The sequence below is a fragment of the Qipengyuania citrea genome (assembly GCF_009828015.1).
Taxonomy (GTDB): domain Bacteria; phylum Pseudomonadota; class Alphaproteobacteria; order Sphingomonadales; family Sphingomonadaceae; genus Qipengyuania; species Qipengyuania citrea.
On sequence record NZ_WTYG01000003.1, the window covers coordinates 149,885 to 166,831 of the forward strand.

Genomic DNA, 16,947 nt, shown 5'->3' on the forward strand with positions numbered 1-16,947 from the left:
GCCGCCTTGCCTATCGCCACGCGCCATGAGCACGCGCGAGACATCGGGGGCACAGGACCCCATTATCGAAAGCCGCGACCAGCTGGTTGCTCCGATGCAGCGCGGCGAAAAGCCGAAGGCCGACTGGCGGATCGGTACCGAGCACGAAAAACTGGTCTATGGCAGCAAGGACCACCGCGCGCTGTCCTATGAAGAAGAAGGCGGCATCCGCGACATCCTGCTGTCGCTGCGCGAGTTCGGCTGGGAGCCGATCGAGGAAGGCGGCAAGGTCATTGCCATGCGCGGTTCTGACGGAACCGTCAGCCTCGAGCCCGCGGGCCAGCTCGAGCTGTCGGGCGCGCCGCTGGAAAACCTGCACGATACCTGCGCCGAGACCGGCCGCCACCTCGCGCAGGTGAAGGAAATCGGCGAACGGTGCGGGGTTGGCTTCCTTGGCCTCGGCATGTGGCCCGACAAGACCCGCGAGGAACTGCCGGTCATGCCCAAGGGCCGCTACGACATCATGATGCGGCACATGCCCAAAGTGGGCAACCTGGGCCTCGACATGATGCTGCGCACGTGCACCATCCAGGTCAATCTCGACTATTCGAGCGAGGCCGACATGGCGCAGAAGTTCCGCACCGGGCTGGCGTTGCAACCGCTGGCCACCGCGCTGTTTGCCAACTCCCCCTTCACCGAAGGGAAACCCAACGGTTACCTGTCCTATCGCAGCCATATCTGGAGCGATACCGATCCGCACCGGACCGGCATGCTGCCCTTCGTCTTCGAAGACGGCTTCGGCTATGAACGCTGGGTCGACTACATGCTCGACGTGCCGATGTATTTCGTCTTCCGCGACGGCAAGTATCTCGACGCCGCAGGCCTCAGCTTCCGCGATTTCCTCGACGGGAAACTGGAAATCCTGCCCGGCGAAAAGCCCACCGAAAGCGATTGGTGGGACCACCTGTCCACCGCCTTCCCCGAAGTGCGGCTGAAGAGCTTTCTCGAAATGCGCGGCGCCGATGGCGGTCCGTGGAGCCGGATCTGCGCGCTGCCCGCCTTCTGGGTCGGCCTGCTTTACGACCAGTCCGCGCTCGATGCCTCGTGGGACCTGGTCAAGCACTGGACGATGGAAGAGCGCGAGGAACTGCGCAACGCGGTGCCGCGGCTCGCGCTCGATGCGCCCATCCCCGGTGGCGGCAAGCTGCACGATCTGGCCAAGGAAGTGATGGCAATCGCCCGTGCGGGACTCGCCGCGCGGGGCCGTCTCAATTCATCGGGCGACAACGAGACCGGCTTCCTCGAAACGCTCGACGAAATCGTGGCCACGGGCAAGGTTCCGGCGCAGGTCATGCTCGACCGCTATAACGGCGAATGGGGCGGCGATATCGACCGCATCTACAAGTACAGCTTCTGAGAAGCGTGGGAGAACAGCGATGATCCAGATCAACGGTACAATCAGGCTGGGACGCTCGATCGATGCTGCCACGCGCAAGGCGATCGTCGAAATGGTCCGCGCCAGCCGCGCCGAGGAAGGCTGCATCGACTATGCCTTTGCCAACGACCTCGCCGATCCCGACACGCTGATCCTGTTCGAACGCTGGCGCGACCAGGCGGCGCTCGATGCGCATGGCAAGTCCGACCACATGGCAGCGTTCCAGGAATTCATGGGGGCGAACCCGCCCGAGGCCAGCGATCTGCGCATCTACGACACCGACGAGGGACAGCCGCTGCGCTGATTACTCCGCCGGTTGCGGCGCGATTTCGGGCTGCGGCCTGACCCTGTTCCATATCCGCGTCAGCGGCGCGGTGAGCAGCCCGTTCTGCGCCATCCATGCGTGGTATTCGCGGTATTTGGGATCCTCGGCCAGCAGGTGGGCTTCCTCGGTCTTGGCGCGCCAGAAATAGATCGCGTTGACCACCACAAGGAAGAAGCTGTTGCGGATTGCATCGACCGGCGAGCCGCTGGTCACGAGGAAGGGCAGGACCGCGGCCCACCAGAACAGGTTCTTCGACACATAGGCCGGGTGGCGGGTGAACCGATACGGGCCATTGGTCAGCACCCCGCGATAGGTGAGGTTGGAAAACCGCAGGCCGAAGGCGAAGGTCGCCCATGCGTAGACCCCGGTGAGCGCGACCAGCAGGGCGCCCCATAGCGCCAGCAGCGTGTCGTTCCCGGCCATCCAGTGTACCCAACCCGCGGTGTTCTGTTCGTAATTGATCGCCCGGCCATTGCCGAGGATGCCCCAGACGATCGGCGGATAGCAGATCAGCGCCGCCACCCAGCCCGCCAGCAGCGGGTTGCCCGAGCGGATATGCGCGTCGAGCGGGCGCATGGTGACGATATAGCCCACCGTCCCGATCATGACATCGATCATGAACATCGCCTCGATAATGGTCAGCGCGATGCGTTCGGGACGCGCGGCAACTTCGGCGAAATCGGCCGTCACGATGGTATGGAAGGCAAAGGGCACGATCGAGACCATGAAGGCCGTGAAGAAGGCCTTGATGATCCATACGCGCCAGTGACTGAGGACTTCTCGCGCGTCCCAGCCGGGACGCAGCAACAGCATGGCGCCAAAGTGCCAGGCATGGTCGCGCGGCTCGACCAGCGCCCTGTCGAGCCACGGGACATAGAGCAGCGAGAGCACGACCAGCGGTATGGCCGCGTAGGCCAGGACCTGCATCGAGAAGAGATATTGCCCGTCCCAGTACCAGCGGCACAGGCAATAGAGGCCGGCGATGATTGCCCAGGTCGCCCACAGGCCGGCCAGCTTTACCCAGGTCACCGCGCGGTCGGGCTCGCGGCGTGCGGGCAGCGACCAGTCGAGACCCGTCGAGGGGCGCAAATGCACCTTTTCGACGAAGATCGACCACGCCGCCATGGGCAGCGCTGCGGCCAGCAAGCCGACCAGCGCCGAGCTGCGCCCGCCCAGCGTATCGCGCGGGACCGCCCAGTCGAAGGTTTCGGCGATCGCCGGAAAGGCGCGCGCGAAAGCGACCCAGGCCAGCAGCCCGGCGAGGCCGACAAGCCCCACGGCCGCGGAGACATCGCTCTTCGGCCGCGCGGCGGGTGCTGTTGCAGGCGCGCTCATGACCTCCCTTCGTTAGCCCGGAATGGTTAACAGGCGGGTCATGCTAGCACGACGATCAGCGGAACGCAGTGATCCGGCCGCTGTCGTCGAGAATGTAAAGCGTGTTGTTCGCTACGATCGGGGCCAGCGAAACCGGCTCGTCGAGGTCGGTGAACAGGCTGGCCGAACCTTCCGCACTGCTGATGCGGTAGACTTCGCCTTCCGAGCTGACGGCCCACAGATTGTTCCCGGCAAGCACCGGTCCCGACCAGAAGATCGGGCCCTTCTTGTCCTTCTCGTCGCGCCAGCGCGGCAGTTGGGTCAGCCAGCGTACCTTGCCGGTCGAACGGGCGATGGCGAGCAGGCGCGCATCGTCGGTCAGCGTGAAGATCCACTCGCCCGCGATTGCCGGAGTGGAAATGCCTGCGAGGTTGAGCTCCCAGATCCGCTGCCCGGTCACCAGTTCGTAGGCCGCCATGCGGCCGCCCTGCCCCAGCGCGTAAACGCGGCCATTGTCGATGATCGGGTCGGCATCGATATCGGTCAGCGAACCGACCTGCGTCGAGATCGAGGTCAGCGCGAGCGCATCGGCCCACAGCGTCCGGCCATTTTCGTACCGGTGGGCGATCAGTTCGCCCGAACTGTAGCCCGCGATCACCGTGCCCTGCGCGGCAGCAGGCGCGGCCACGCCGAACACGCCGGCCTGCGTCGAGGAACCGGTGTCCTGCCACAGTACCGATCCATCGGCGGCATCGAGCGCGAAGATCTGGTCGTCCTGCGTCATCACGAAGACCGAGCCGAACGCCACCGTGGGCGATCCGCGCAGCGGGCCCGAGGGGCGCACCTTCCACACCACCGATCCGCTAGCCGCATCGAGCGCGGCCACATCGCCCACGCCGTCGGTCATGTAGACCTTGCCGTCGGCATAGCTGACGCCGCCGCCGAAAGCAGAATCCCTCAGCGCGCTCTCGACGCCGGGGTTGTAGCTCCAGCGCGCCGCGCCGGTCGCCGCGTCGAAGGCCGACACCACGCCGTCGCTGCCGACCGCGAACAGCATGCCGCCGCCGACGACCGGTGCCGCGCCGAAACGGCGGCGCTGGCTGGCGCCTTCGATATCGACGGTAAAGGCACGCGACGGGTCGCTCGCCAAGGCCAGATGGCCATAGGACTTGCCCGCATTGCCGCCCGCCTGCGCCCAGCTGTCATTGACCTGCGCCGGGGGCAGGACGATCGACACGGTGGCCAGCGCCGGATCGACCTTGGCGCCGGTCTCGATCCGCGACAGGATCGGCTGGCGATCGCCCAGCGTGGGGGTGACCTTCTTGTCGCCGCCGCCGAACAGGCCGCCGCTGCAAGCACCCAGCGCGAGTGCCAGGGCAGCGGCGCATGCCGTACGCGATAGGATTGTGCGGTTCATCTGTGTCCTCGTTCCGTATCTGGTGGCGGGCCGCAGCCTGCCCTATTCGGTTGCGACCGCGGCGTCTTCGCCTACGGCACTTTCGCGTTCGACCCCTTGCTCTGCGAGCAGCGCTTCGACGTCCTCGATCGCATCGACACCGAGCACGCCGGCCATCTGGCGGGCGCGCGATCGCACGCTTTCGGGCGCGGTCTGATCCTTGGCGATCTGCGCGAACAGGGCACCGGCTTCGGCGCGCTTGTCCTGATCGAGATAGGCATGTGCGACCAGCTCGCCAGCGCTGGCGAAATACGGCTTGCCGGGGGTCGCCAGCGGCTTGAGCGCAGCGACGATGTCGGCGCTGTCCATCGCGTCGTAATTGAGCGCCACGTCGCGCAACCGCGCAAGGTCGCGCATGGCGGGCGCCGCACCGTCGTCGGCGGCGATCTGCTTGAACAGCGCCGAGGCCTCGTCGGTATCGCCGCGCTGTTCGGCAATGCCTGCACGCATCAGCTTGGCTGCAACCGCCGCGCCGCTGCCTTCGCCCGCGGCGAGTTCCTCGAGGCGGTCATAACCGCTGTCGAGATTGCCCGCCTGGATCTGGTCGAGCGCGCCGACCAGCGTTTCGGAATCGCGTTCCATCGCGGCTTCCTGGCGGCTGTCCCAGTAGAGATATCCGGCGAACGCCACCAGCGCGAGGATGATCAGGCCCAGCAGGGGCTTGCCCCACCGGTCGAGGAACGCCTGGGCGTCGCTCTGGCGCACGGCGTCGTCGACTTCGCGCAGCAGCGCTTCTTGCTGTGCGCTTTCCTGCTTGGCGCGCTTTTCTTCGCGGGACAGTTCGTTCTTGGGTGTCAGGGCCACAGCGGCGGGCTCCATCTGGAAAGGGGTCGGTTTGCGCGGCTCTTTACGGACAGGCGCGGACAAGGGCAATGGTCGGGACTGCCTGTCCCCGCCCACGTGAACGGCGGCTTAAAGCGCCTAGAGCTCAAGGCCCATCGCGCTCGAATAGAGGCGGCGATAGGTCGCGACCATCTTGGCTTCGTCGAACTGCGCCACTGCCTTGGCGCGGTTGGCTTCACCGACCTCGCGGCGCAGGTCCTTCGACACCGCCAGCTGGACCAGCGCCATGCGCAATTCCTCTTCATTGCCCGGCGGCGCGATGAATTCCGCATTCGCCTCGGACACCATGTCGGCAATGTCGCCCACTGCAGGCGCGACCACCGGCAGGCCCGCGGCCATCGCCTCGACCACCGACAGCGGGAACTGCTCGGAATCGCTCGACAGCGCGAAGATGTCGAACAGGCCGATGACCCGCGCCGGATCGCTTACCGGCCCGGGCACATGGACCCTGTGGTTGATCTTCAACCGATCGGCTTCGGCCAGGATCGCATCGCGCGCCTCGCCCTCGCCGAGAATCACCAATTGCCAGTTTTCGGGCAGATCGTTGAACACCCGCACCAGCCGCGGCAGGTTCTTGACCGTCCGCAGCCCCGCCAGCGTGCCCACCCAGTGTTCGCCCGGATGCTTGATCAGCCGCAGTGCATCCTTCTTCGGACGCATGGCGAACCCTTTGGTATCGATGCCATTGGGAATGCGTTTCACCCGGCCCAGCGGTTGCTGCCAGTCGACCAGCGCGATTTCCTCGAGCCGTTCGGAAGGAACGACGAGCCCCGATGCACGTCCCAGCGCGATCCGGCGGAACCAGGTGCGGCTGGTTTTCAGTTTCTTCAGCTCGCTTTCGTCGAAGCCGTCCTCGTGATGGATCAGCGGCGGCAGGCCATGCACATCCTTGAACAATGTGTGCGCCATCACCGCATCCATCGCGCCCCAATTGTAGGTGCAGACCAGATCATAGCCCTTCATCGCCCGGGCGATCTTCTGCAGGCGGCCCGGCAGGGGCCAGCCTTTCAGGCTGGGGAACTCCGGCTGGATGCGCACATCGCATCCCTTCGCGATCCGTGCGGCCGCGCCCAGCTGCGCAGGTTCGGCGGAAACGATCGTGTGCCGTGCCTTGGCAGCAAAGGCATTGATCAGCTGGACGGTCCGCAATTCCTTCCCGCCCGGGGCGAAGGTCGAGTGCAGATGGAGGATGTGCGGCACCACGCCGCGGCGCGCCCGGTTCATACGAGGCGGGCCAGCAATGCATCCACCACGGCGCGCGCCTCGGGCTCGTCGAGCGTGGGTGCGTGGCCGACTCCGGGCACCGTGGCCGCGATTGCCTGCGGGGCGCGCTGCTGCATGGCGGCGAAGGCCTGCGCCGACAGCAATTGCGACAATTCGCCGCGCAGCAGCGCGAGCGGCTTTTGCGCCAGCCGGTCGTAGGCCGGCCAGAGATCGGGCGGGACCGCCGCATCGTCCGCCGCGAGGATCGGTTCGGCGATCTTCATGTCGTAATCGAATGCGATCCGGCCGTTGTTGCACAGCGTCAGCGTGCGCTTGGCCATCGCGATCCATTCCTGCGTGCCATAGCCCGGAAAGGCGGGCCCGTGCACTTCCTCGAGCGCGCGCGCGGCATGCATCCAGGTGGGGAAGCTGCGGCCCTGCCCGATATAGGACTTGATCGCATCGAGCCCCGCGGTCTCGATAACGGGCCCGACATCGTTCAGCAGCGTGCCCGCGATCCGATCGGGTTGCTGGGCTGCAAGCGCCAGCGTGATGAGCCCGCCCATCGAGGTGCCGACCGACACGAAACGATCGATCGCCTCGGCCTCGAGCAGCGCCAGCAGGTCGGCGGTGTATGTCGGGATCTGGTAGCTGGCGGGTTCCTCGGCGTAATCGCTGTCGCCGCGTCCGCGCATCGTCGGCACCAGCACGCGCCAGCCCTGCGCCGCGATATGCGGGGCCAAGTCCTCGAAATCGCGCGCATTGCGCGTCAGCCCGTGGAGGCAGATTACCGGCGGACGCCCGGTAGCGCTGCCGTAGTCACGGAAGCGGAGGGTGAGGCCGTCGGGGCTCTGCCAGTGACGGTCGGTGTAGCTGTTATCCATATGGGGCGGAGAAAACCTTGGTCGCTTGGCGTTGGTGCCCTTGTATCGGGCCTACATGCCGCCCACTATCGCTGGATGCGCGCCGAACCGCAAGCCGCGAGCTATCGCCCCGACACGCCGATCGAAACGCTGGCCGACTGGATCGGCGATGCAGTCGAACCGGCGGATTTCCCGAAGACCGAACTGCGTTTCCGCAACGAGCGGCATGCCGCGACCGTGGGGCTGGACGACTTGTCCGACGCCGAGTGGCTCCGCCATTTCGGCCGGTTCGAACCGCTGGCCGGCAACCTGCCGCAGCCGCTGGCGCTGCGTTATCACGGCCACCAGTTCCGCGTGTACAACCCCGAGATCGGCGACGGCCGCGGCTTCCTATACGCGCAGCTGCGTGATGCCGATGGCCGGTTGCTCGACCTGGGCACCAAGGGTTCGGGGCAGACGCCGTGGAGCCGCCGGGGCGATGGCCGGTTGACGCTGAAGGGCGCGGTCCGCGAAATCCTTGCCACCGAGATGCTCGAAGCGCTGGGGGTCTACACTTCGAAAACCTTCAGCGTGGTCGAGACCGGCGAGGCGCTGACTCGCGGCGACGAACCCAGCCCCACCCGCTCGGCAGTGATGACGCGACTGAGCCATGGCCACATCCGGATCGGCACTTTCCAGCGGTTGCTCGCCCTCGAAGAGCGCGCCCACATGGCGCAGTTGGTCGACTACTGCCTGGCGCAATTCCCCGGCCCGCCACCGCCTGAAGACGCCCCCGGGCGCGAGGACCCCGCAGTGCGGCTGATGCATCTTGTCGTCGAACGGCTGGCAGATCTCGCCGCCAGCTGGATGGTCGCGGGCTTTGTCCACGGCGTGCTCAACACCGACAACATGAACATCTCTGGCGAGAGCTTCGACTACGGCCCGTGGCGTTTCCTGCCGCGATGGGATCCGGGTTTCACTGCGGCCTACTTCGACCACCAAGGCCTCTACGCCTTCGGCCGCCAGCCCGAGGCGCTGCACTGGAACTGCGGCCAGCTGGCGGTGGCCTTGCGGCTGCTTGCCGATGCGCCGCCGCTGATTGCCGCGATGGAACGCTTCGGCCCGCTCTACATGGAAGCGATCGGGCGGCGCTGGTGCTGGAGGCTGGGCGTCGCCAGCCGCGGCCCCGAAGCCGACGGCCGCCTCGTCGCGGCCTGCGAAAAGGCGCTGAGCGACAGCGGTACCGCGCCCGATGCGTTCTTTTTCGCGCACCGCGGCGGCCGCGGGGCCGAGGGATCGCTGGCCGAAGCGTTCGCAGGCTATGAGCCGGTCGCTGGCGCGCACCCCTACTGGAATGGCGGCGGTCCGCAATCGATGCTGATCGAGGAAGTCGAGACCATCTGGGCCGCCATCGCCGAAAACGACGACTGGCAACCGCTGGCCGACAAGGTGGCCGCGCTGCGCGAAATGGGCGCCGCGCATGGCCCGCCCCCGCAACCCGCTGGGCATCGCCGGGCCGAGAGTGCAACTTGAATTGACGCAGCGCCCGCAACCTCCCACCTAGGGCACATTCCGAGGCGCAGAACAGGATAAGCATACGCCATGACGACCGAACTGGTCTCAACCGAACCCGCGACCGGCAAGGAAATCTGGCGCGGCCAGGCGGGCAATGTCGACGAGACGATCGAGCGCGCGCGCAAGGCGCTGCGGCAATGGTCGCGCGAACCGCTGGGCCGTCGGATCGAATTCGTGCGCCGCTTCGCCAATGAAGTCCGCAAGCACGGCGATGCCTTCGCCGAGCTGATCGCGCGCGAGACGGGCAAGCCGCTGTGGGAAGCGCGCACCGAGGTCGAAGCGGTCATCGGCAAGGTCGAGATCTCGATCACCGCCTATGCCGAGCGCACCGGGCAGAAAAAGCTCAACAGCGCGCTGCAGGGCACTGCCGCGCTGCGCCACAAGCCGCATGGCGTGATGGCCGTGCTGGGGCCGTACAATTTCCCCGCCCACCTGCCCAACGGCCACATCGTGCCCGCGCTGATCGCAGGCAATGTGGTGATCTTCAAGCCGAGCGAGAAAACCCCGGCAGTGGGCGAATTCCTCACCCGCTGCTTCCACGAGGCCAAGGTGCCCGAAGGCGTGGTGCAATGCATCCACGGCGGGGCCGAGGTCGGGCAGGCTCTGGTCGAGCACTGGATGGTCGATGGCGTGCTGTTCACCGGTTCGGCACGCGCGGGCATCGCGATCAACCGCAAGCTGGCCGCCGATCCGGGCAAGATCGTCGCGCTGGAAATGGGCGGCAACAACCCCATCGTCATGCTCGATACGCCCAAGATCGAAGATGCGGCGGCGACTATCGTCCAGTCCGCCTTCACCACCGCCGGCCAGCGCTGCACCGCAGCGCGCCGGCTGATCGTGGTCGATTCGATGTTCGACAAGATCGTGCCCGCGGTAAAGGCGCTGACCGAGAAGCTGATCGTCGACGAGCCTTTTGCAGAACCCCAGCCCTTCATGGGCTGCGTGATCGACAATTCCACCGCCGACCTGCTGTCCGAAAGCTTCGTCGCGCTGATGAGCCGGGGCGGCACGCCGATCATGCACATGAAGCGGCGCGACGAATCGCTGCCCTTCCTGTCACCCGCGATCCTCGACGCGACAGAGATCCACGACCGGCCTGACATCGAATTGTTCGGCCCGTTGCTGCAGGTGATCCGCGTGCCCGATTTCGACGCGGCGATCTATGAAGCGAACAATACGCGCTACGGCCTTTCGGCCTCGCTGATCGGGGGCAAGCCTGCCGATTTCGAGCATTTCTGGACCGAGATCCGCGCCGGCATCGTGAATTGGAACCGCCCCACCAACGGGGCATCCTCATCCGCGCCGTTCGGCGGCGTCGGTCTGTCGGGCAACCACCGGCCCGCGGCGTTCTATGCGGCGGACTATTGCGCCTATCCGGTCGCCAGCAACGAGATGGAGCAACCCCGTGCGAGCATCGGGGTCGGTATCCGGGAAAGCTGACCGCGCTGCGGTCAGTCGGTGGTGACGAGGTCGATCTCGGTCACGCCCTGCGGCAGCCGTCGCGCATAGACCACATAGGCCGAACGCCCCTTGGTCCCACTGAGGATGTTGTCGCCCGCGCTCTTGATGTGTTCGGCATTGTAGCCAGCGGCGCGTGCGCGCGTGTAGTAGAAGGCAAGCACTTCCTCGAGCGCGACCGGCGTCAGGAAGGACACTACGCGCAGCGCGCACTGGCCTTCGTCGGTTCCGGCCGCTTCCTGCGTGTTGCCGCGCGGATAGACGGGAAAAGCGGCGGGCAGCTTGGCCGCCCAGGCAGAGGTGTAATCGACCTTCTCGCCGCAATTCTCGCCGCCCGGCGAAACCGCGGCGCGGGCGGCGGCGACCATCGCCGCGCTCGGTGCATTGTCGTCGCCCAGCGTCTTGGCGGTCGGCGGCGAAACCAGTTCGCTGCGCCCGCCTACCAGTTCGGCGGCGCGGCTGCGCGCAGCCTCGATCGCGCGGGGCGACTTGTCGATATTGGGGATCGCGGCATTGCCGGTGCCCGACAACGCGGCATTGGCTTCGTTCCGTCCGGCCAGATCGGGATCGGACGATAGTTCGTCGTTCAGCGCCTGTTCGCTCGCCGGGTCCATGGCGTCGCCTGCCGCCTCATCCTCGTTCGTGTCACCACAACTAGCCAAAAGGGCAACAGGAACGAGAGAGACAAGCAGGCGACGGTTCATCGATAGACCTCAACTTGGGAACGCGACTGTCCTACGCAGCAATTGCCGCGCTTTGCCAGCCGACCGGAGGCGCTGCACCATAGCGGGACATGCCGGCTTGAAAAGCTAAAGGGCGCCGCCCGCCTCCCCGCAAGGGAAGGACAGACGACGCCCGCACGGCCCGGTGGCGAGCCGCGCTGTCCGGCCGTGGGTGGGCACGGCCGAAACGCACATTCAAATCAGCCGCAGCGGGTCTGCGAACGGTCGATCGACCGGCCGAGCAGTGCGCCCGCCGCCCCGCCGAGGATGGCGCCAAGCGTGCGATCGCCACCCTGGCCTGCGACTTCGTGCCCCAGCAGTGCGCCGACGCCCGCGCCGACCAGCAGGCCGGTGGTGCCATTGTCGCGCTTGCAGTAATAACGCCCGTCGTTTCCGCGCCAGACGCGGGTGTTGGCGCGTACGGGCTGGCCGTAGCCGCGGTCGTAACCCATGTAATAGGGACGCGACTGGCCGCCGCGATAGTCACCCCCGCCCCGGTAATCACGGTAATCGCGGTAATCGCGATCCCGGTCGTGCCGATGCCCGCGCTGGCGCTTGTGATCGAAGGTCAAGTCTCCGGTAACCGCTGCGTGCGCGCCGCTGTTGGTGTGCATCGCCGGCGCCGCACTGGCCGGCATGGCGAAGGCGAGGCCTGCCGCGGCGATGGCCATCGAAGCATTCCGGAAAGACTTGAGCATGGTTTATTCCTTTCTGAGCGCAGAGGCAGGAGGGGAGGCCCTGCGATGCCGTTAAGCTTTAGGCCGCCAAACCTGAACCGTATGCAACCATGCCGTCAGCTTTCGAAAAATCCGGCAGGCCGACGCTTCCGCGTCGACGAATTGCCGCTTGCGGGCGTGTTCGCGGGGGCCTAGCGCGCGAAAATGAACGCGAGCGCCCCACCCCAGACCGACCGCACGGGCCTTGCCGCGGCGTTCAGCGCCTATGTCATCTGGGGCTTCCTGCCACTCTACCTGATCCTTGTCCGCAGCGTCCCGGCGTTCGAATTCGTCGGCTGGCGAATCATCTGGACCCTGCCGCTGTGCCTGCTGATCGTGCTCGCCCGCCGCCAGGGCCCCGACCTGCGCGCCGCGCTGGCCAATCGCCGGACGCTCGGCCTGCTGGCGCTGAGCGCGACGCTGATCGCGGTGAACTGGGTGGTCTATGTCTGGGCGATCCAGAACGGGCAGGTCTATGCCGCCAGCCTCGGCTATTACATCAACCCGCTGGTCAACGTGCTGCTGGGCACCGTCTTGCTCGGCGAGAAGCTCTCCCGCCCGCAATGGGCGGCGGTGGGGCTTGCAGGGATCGGTGTCTCGCTGCTGGCCGCGGGCGCGCTCACCACGCTGTGGATCAGCCTGACGCTGGCGCTGAGCTTCGGGTCCTACGGGCTCATCCGCAAGCAGCTCGATGTCGGTTCGGTCCCGGGGCTGACGATCGAATCGGCGCTGCTGTTGCTGCCATCGCTCGCGGTCGCATGGTATTACGCGCAGACACAGGGATCGTCCTTCGCCGTTTCGACCGAACTCAGGCTGGCGATCATGGCCGGCGGCGTGGTGACCGCCTTCCCCCTGCTGCTGTTCGCGATTGCCGCGCGCAAGCTGCCCTATTCGATGCTCGGCTTCATCCAGTTCCTCGCTCCCAGCATCGTCTTCGTCCTGGGACTGACCGTGTTCGGCGAAGAGTTGAAGCCCGTCCAGGCCGCCTGCTTTGCCTGCATCTGGGCGGCCGCAGCGATTTTCGTGTGGGACCTCGTCGCGCGGACTAGGAAGCCAGCCGCCAGCTGAGCGTCTCGCCCGCGTGGAAGGGCACGATCCGCGCCTCGCCGCCATCGACTTCCGCCGGCACTTCCACCGGCGCCTTTTCCAGCGTGATCCGTTCTTCGTTCGGTGCAAGGCCGTAGAAAGCGGGGCCGTTGAGGCTGGCGAAGGCTTCGAAATGGTCGAGCGCGCCCTCGTCCTCGAACACCTGGACATAGCTTTCCAGCGCAAAGGGCGCGTTGAAGATGCCAGCGCAGCCGCAGGCGGTTTCCTTAGTATGCCGGTGGTGCGGCGCACTGTCGGTGCCGAGGAAATACTTGGCCGATCCGCTGGTCGCCGCGCCGCGCAGCGCCAGCCGGTGCTGTTCGCGCTTGGCTACCGGGAGGCAATAGAGATGCGGACGAATACCGCCGACGAGGATGTCGTTGCGGTTGATCTGCAGGTGCTGGGGGGTGATCGTCGCCGCAATATTGGGACCCGCGCTTTCCACGAAGCCGACCGCCTGCATGGTGGTGATATGCTCGAAGATCACGCGCAGCGTAGGCAGCCGATCGACCAGCGGCTGCAGCACGCGGTCGATGAACACCGCCTCGCGGTCGAAGATGTCGATATCGGGCGTGGTCACTTCGCCATGGACGCACAGCGGCATGCCGATATCGGCCATGCGTTCGAGCACGCCCATGATGTTGGCGACGTCGGTAACGCCGTGCGCGGAATTGGTGGTGGCGCCGGCGGGATAGAGCTTGGCCGCGGTCAGCACGCCGTCGGCATGGCCTGCGGCGAGATCGTCCGCGTCGCTCTCGTCGGTAAGGTAAGCGGTCATCAGCGGAGTGAAATCCAGGCCCGCGGGCACTGCGGCTAGGATCCGGTCGCGATAGGCCGCGGCGAGCGCGGTGGTGGTCACCGGCGGCGCCAGATTGGGCATCACGATGGCGCGGGCGAACTGGCGCGCGGTCTGCGGGACCACGGCGCGCATCGTGTCACCATCGCGGAAATGCAGATGCCAGTCGTCGGGGCGGCGGATTGTCAACGATTCGACCATGTGGTTGCCTATGGCGTCGGGCGGCCTATCTGTCACCCATGACTGCCACCCGCCTGTTCGACCGAGCCATCGTCCGCCTTACCAGCGAAGACCCCGACGAAGACGTCATTGCCTTCCTGCAGGGACTGGTGACGAATGATGTCACGGGGACCCTGCCCGCCTATGCCGGGCTGCTGACGCCGCAGGGCAAGACGCTGTTCGATTTCCTCGTATGGCCCGGCGCCGCCGGGGAAGTGCTGATCGATTGCGAAGCCGAGGCGGCCGAGGATCTGGCCAAGCGGCTGTCGCTCTACCGCCTGCGCCGCAAGATCGCGATCGCGGTCGATGCAGGCGTGGCCGTGCACTGGCAGGCTGAGATGGGCGATGGCGGTGCTGCCGACCCGCGACTGGCCGCGCTCGGGCAGCGCTGGCTGGCGCCAGTTGCCGACAGCGATGAAGCAGCGGACGCCGACTGGCGGGCGCACCGCCTCGCGCTGGGCGTGCCCGAAGGCCGGGCCGAACTGGGCGACATCCTGTGGCTGGAAACCAACGCCGCCGAACTGCACGGCGTCAGCTTCGGCAAGGGCTGCTATATCGGGCAGGAGAACACCGCCCGGATGAACTGGCGCAGCAAGGTCAACCGGCGGCTGGTGGTAGTCCCGCTCGAGCGTTCCGACGACAAGCGGCGCAAGGCGGATTACCCCGATCTCGGCCTGGCGGTGGACCATCTGCGGGTGGATGCAATCGACGCGGACAGCGCACCGGAATGGATGCGCGACGCGCTCAACCCTGCGGCAGAGTGATATCCATCGACCGGGTGAGCATGCGCTCGGCCCGGTCGCGCGCGGCTGTTTCGGGAAGCCCGAGCGAGCGTGACAGCGCGGTGCCGATCAGCGCATCGCCCATGGCCATCAGCACCAGCGCCAATGTCTCTTCATGCACCTGCGTCGGGGCAGCGCCATGCGCGGCTTCCTCGGGCGCGATTTCATCGACCAGCTGATGGATGGTCTCGACGATCGGGGTCAGCGCGTCCTCGTTACCGGTTAGGATCATCCAGCTGGCGAGTGCGCCAGCGCCTTCCTTGTCGAATGCGTCGAACGCCAGGTCGACCACCTCGCGCGGCGATCCGAGACCCGCGCGGCTTGCCCGGACCGCCTCGATGATCGTGTCGCACACCGTCTTGGCAAGATGGCCGGCCAGCGCCTTCTGCAGACCCGCCGCCGATCCGAAATGGTGAAGCAGATTGGCATGGGTGCGGCCGACGCGCGCGCCCACCGCCTTCAACGTCACCGATTGCGGTCCCGCTTCGATCAACAGCACGCGTGCCGCCTCGAGCGCTGCAAGTCGCGATTCCTCGGGCGATAGTCGTTTGCGCGTGGCCATTGACCGGTGCGGTAACCCATTGCGCAGGGCCGCGAAAGGCGCGACGCCAATTTATTGACAGCAATGTAAGTAGGCCTTACTTACATCAATGTCAGTTAATCCCGAGGAGCTTTTGATGAACGCCCCCGTTATGATCGATACCGACTTGCGTGACGCCGCGCCGACCCCGGCCGATCTGACCATCACCGTGCGCGACGAGCGCTTCAATCGCGGCACCAGCCCGCGGCGCTGGTGGGCGGGCGAACCGTTCGGCACTGCCTGGCACAATGCCCTGTCGGCCACCTTCCCTCGCGGCGAAGCTTTCTTCATCGAGGCGGTCAAGGCGCATCGCGAAGGCGCCAATCCTAAGCTCGAGAGCGAGATCCGCGCGTTCGTGAAGCAGGAAATCAACCACACCCGCGAACATATCGCCTTCAATCGGCTGGCCGAGGACGCGGGCTACGACATCAAGACAATCGACGCGCGGGTGGCGGAATTGCTCGCGCTGACCAAGGGGCGCCCGGCTATCGCGAACTTGGCGGTGACCATGGCGCTCGAGCATTACACCGCGATGATGGCAGCCGAATTCCTCGCCAATCCGAAGCATTTCGCCGCCGCCGACAAGGAAGTGCGCGATATGTGGCGCTGGCATGCGGCCGAGGAGATCGAGCACAAGGGCGTCGCTTTCGACACCTGGAACCACGCCACGAAGGACTGGACCGCCGGCAAGCGCTGGCGCGTGCGCAGCATCGTCATGCTCACGGTTACTGCGCGCTTCTTCAAGAACCGCTGGGCCGATGCGCTCGCTCTGCTCGAACAGGACGGCATCACCGGCTGGAAGGCGAAGTGGGGCCTGTTCAAATATCTCACCGTCAGCCCGGGCATCGTGCGCCGGATCTTCCCCGCGTGGCTGGCCTATTTCAAGCCGGGCTTCCACCCGTGGGATCACGACGACCGCGAATTGATCAAGCTCTACGAAGGCGATTTCAGCGACGCGCTGATGCCCGCCGAGTAAGGCTTCGTAGCTGAACAAAGAAAGGCCCCGCAGGTACAGCGCCTGCGGGGCCTTTCTCTTGCCTGGCTTCAGGCGGCCTGCGGCCGCGCGCGGGCATCGGCGCGCAGGTCGAGGCTGAAGAGCTTGCAGGGTGCTTCGCCGCCCCGTGCACGGCTCGCACGGGGCGCGACCCGGCCGGTGGGCAGGAAGCCGATCTTGCGCAGCACGCGGCCCGATGCCGGATTGTCGACGAAATGCCCCGCCTCGATCCGCTGGTGGCCGAGAAGGCGCGCCACTTCGAGCGCGCCGCGGCCCGCTTCGCTGGCGTAGCCCTGGCCCCAATGGGGCCGTGCGATCCAATACCCGATCTCGGCATCGGCGCTGTCGCAGGGATCGATGCCGATGCAGCCGATAACTTCGGAGCCGCTGCCCGTGGGCAGGGTAACGAGGAAGACCGGATAGCGCGGGTCGTGCTGGCGCATGACGAATTCGCGGGCGTGTTTGGGGAGATAGGGCCACGGCGCGCTGGCAAGATTGCGGACGATCGCTTCATCGGCGATTCCGCCCAGCAGCGCTTCGGCATCTTCGGGCCATGCCGGCCGCAACAGCAGCCGTTCGGTCACATGGAACATAGGTAATCTCCCCTTCGGTCCACGCTCCG

General features: G+C 66.4%; 17 protein-coding genes. 7 read left to right on the forward strand and 10 right to left on the reverse strand.

Translation table 11 applies throughout. From position 1 onward, the window contains the following. Positions 1-25: 25 nt before the first annotated feature. Together GRI55_RS10805 and GRI55_RS10810 are read left to right on the forward strand one after the other, a co-directional pair. Entirely contained in the window at positions 26-1,396 is a 1,371-nt protein-coding gene (locus tag GRI55_RS10805; protein WP_160767168.1) for a glutamate--cysteine ligase, read from the forward strand. A gap of 19 nt (positions 1,397-1,415) precedes the next feature. Next, on the forward strand, positions 1,416-1,718 hold the full coding sequence (locus GRI55_RS10810; RefSeq protein ID WP_160767169.1) for a putative quinol monooxygenase: 303 nt from the start codon (positions 1,416-1,418) through the stop codon (positions 1,716-1,718). Here the strand turns inward: GRI55_RS10810 and GRI55_RS10815 are convergent, their stop codons facing one another. From GRI55_RS10815 to GRI55_RS10835, 5 genes are all read right to left on the reverse strand, one after another. Then, positions 1,719-3,074 carry a methyltransferase family protein gene (locus GRI55_RS10815; protein ID WP_160767170.1) on the reverse strand — a complete coding sequence of 452 codons (1,356 nt, stop codon included), beginning with the start codon at positions 3,072-3,074 and terminating at the stop codon, positions 1,719-1,721. It lies immediately after the preceding gene. A 55-nt stretch (positions 3,075-3,129) separates the two neighbouring features. Further along, the gene (locus GRI55_RS10820; RefSeq protein ID WP_050599308.1) at positions 3,130-4,470 is read right to left on the reverse strand and encodes an outer membrane protein assembly factor BamB family protein; all 1,341 of its coding nucleotides are present in this window, start codon (positions 4,468-4,470) and stop codon (positions 3,130-3,132) included. A gap of 42 nt (positions 4,471-4,512) precedes the next feature. Further along, entirely contained in the window at positions 4,513-5,313 is an 801-nt protein-coding gene (locus tag GRI55_RS10825; RefSeq protein ID WP_160767171.1) for a tetratricopeptide repeat protein, read from the reverse strand. 117 nt (positions 5,314-5,430) lie between these two features. Further along, positions 5,431-6,576, reverse strand: a complete 1,146-nt coding sequence (locus GRI55_RS10830) for a glycosyltransferase family 4 protein (RefSeq protein WP_160767172.1) — start codon at positions 6,574-6,576, stop codon at positions 5,431-5,433. After that, entirely contained in the window at positions 6,573-7,439 is an 867-nt protein-coding gene (locus GRI55_RS10835) for an alpha/beta fold hydrolase (RefSeq protein ID WP_160767173.1), read from the reverse strand. The genes GRI55_RS10830 and GRI55_RS10835 overlap by 4 nt, the downstream gene beginning before the upstream one ends. A 75-nt stretch (positions 7,440-7,514) precedes the next feature. Here GRI55_RS10835 and GRI55_RS10840 point away from each other — a divergent pair, with 75 nt between their 5' ends. Both GRI55_RS10840 and astD read left to right on the forward strand, forming a co-directional pair. Next, on the forward strand, positions 7,515-8,930 hold the full coding sequence (locus tag GRI55_RS10840; protein ID WP_160767174.1) for a protein adenylyltransferase SelO family protein: 1,416 nt from the start codon (positions 7,515-7,517) through the stop codon (positions 8,928-8,930). A gap of 69 nt (positions 8,931-8,999) precedes the next feature. Then, positions 9,000-10,412: a succinylglutamate-semialdehyde dehydrogenase gene (astD, locus tag GRI55_RS10845; RefSeq protein ID WP_050599313.1), complete on the forward strand. Its 1,413-nt coding sequence runs from the start codon at positions 9,000-9,002 to the stop codon at positions 10,410-10,412. An 11-nt stretch (positions 10,413-10,423) separates the two neighbouring features. Here the strand turns inward: astD and GRI55_RS10850 are convergent, their stop codons facing one another. Together GRI55_RS10850 and GRI55_RS14905 are read right to left on the reverse strand one after the other, a co-directional pair. Beyond that, positions 10,424-11,044, reverse strand: coding sequence for a hypothetical protein (locus GRI55_RS10850; protein WP_160767175.1), 621 nt, complete (start codon positions 11,042-11,044; stop codon positions 10,424-10,426). A 308-nt stretch (positions 11,045-11,352) separates the two neighbouring features. Further along, complete coding sequence (locus tag GRI55_RS14905) at positions 11,353-11,850, reverse strand: glycine zipper 2TM domain-containing protein (RefSeq protein WP_063512572.1); 498 nt, start codon at positions 11,848-11,850, stop codon at positions 11,353-11,355. A gap of 183 nt (positions 11,851-12,033) precedes the next feature. On the opposite strand from GRI55_RS14905, the gene rarD reads away from it, so the two are divergent. Continuing rightward, entirely contained in the window at positions 12,034-12,936 is a 903-nt protein-coding gene (rarD, locus tag GRI55_RS10860; protein WP_160767176.1) for an EamA family transporter RarD, read from the forward strand. On the opposite strand, the gene pyrC is transcribed toward rarD, so the two are convergent. Next, a complete protein-coding gene (gene pyrC, locus GRI55_RS10865; RefSeq protein ID WP_160767177.1) occupies positions 12,914-13,951 on the reverse strand; it encodes a dihydroorotase in 1,038 nt (345 codons plus the stop codon). The two genes, rarD and pyrC, sit on opposite strands and share 23 nt — an antisense overlap. A 38-nt stretch (positions 13,952-13,989) precedes the next feature. On the opposite strand from pyrC, the gene ygfZ reads away from it, so the two are divergent. After that, positions 13,990-14,733 carry a CAF17-like 4Fe-4S cluster assembly/insertion protein YgfZ gene (ygfZ, locus tag GRI55_RS10870; protein ID WP_160767178.1) on the forward strand — a complete coding sequence of 248 codons (744 nt, stop codon included), beginning with the start codon at positions 13,990-13,992 and terminating at the stop codon, positions 14,731-14,733. Here the strand turns inward: ygfZ and GRI55_RS10875 are convergent. After that, a complete protein-coding gene (locus tag GRI55_RS10875) occupies positions 14,714-15,313 on the reverse strand; it encodes a TetR/AcrR family transcriptional regulator (protein ID WP_160767179.1) in 600 nt (199 codons plus the stop codon). The two genes, ygfZ and GRI55_RS10875, sit on opposite strands and share 20 nt — an antisense overlap. A 115-nt stretch (positions 15,314-15,428) precedes the next feature. Between GRI55_RS10875 and GRI55_RS10880 the strand changes: the two genes are divergently transcribed. Then, entirely contained in the window at positions 15,429-16,307 is an 879-nt protein-coding gene (locus GRI55_RS10880; protein WP_160767180.1) for a metal-dependent hydrolase, read from the forward strand. Positions 16,308-16,375: 68 nt separating this feature from the next. Here GRI55_RS10880 and GRI55_RS10885 read toward each other — a convergent pair whose 3' ends face one another. Further along, positions 16,376-16,918 (reverse strand): GNAT family N-acetyltransferase, encoded by a 543-nt coding sequence (locus GRI55_RS10885; protein ID WP_160767181.1) that lies wholly within the window; start codon positions 16,916-16,918, stop codon positions 16,376-16,378. Positions 16,919-16,947 lie beyond the last annotated feature (29 nt).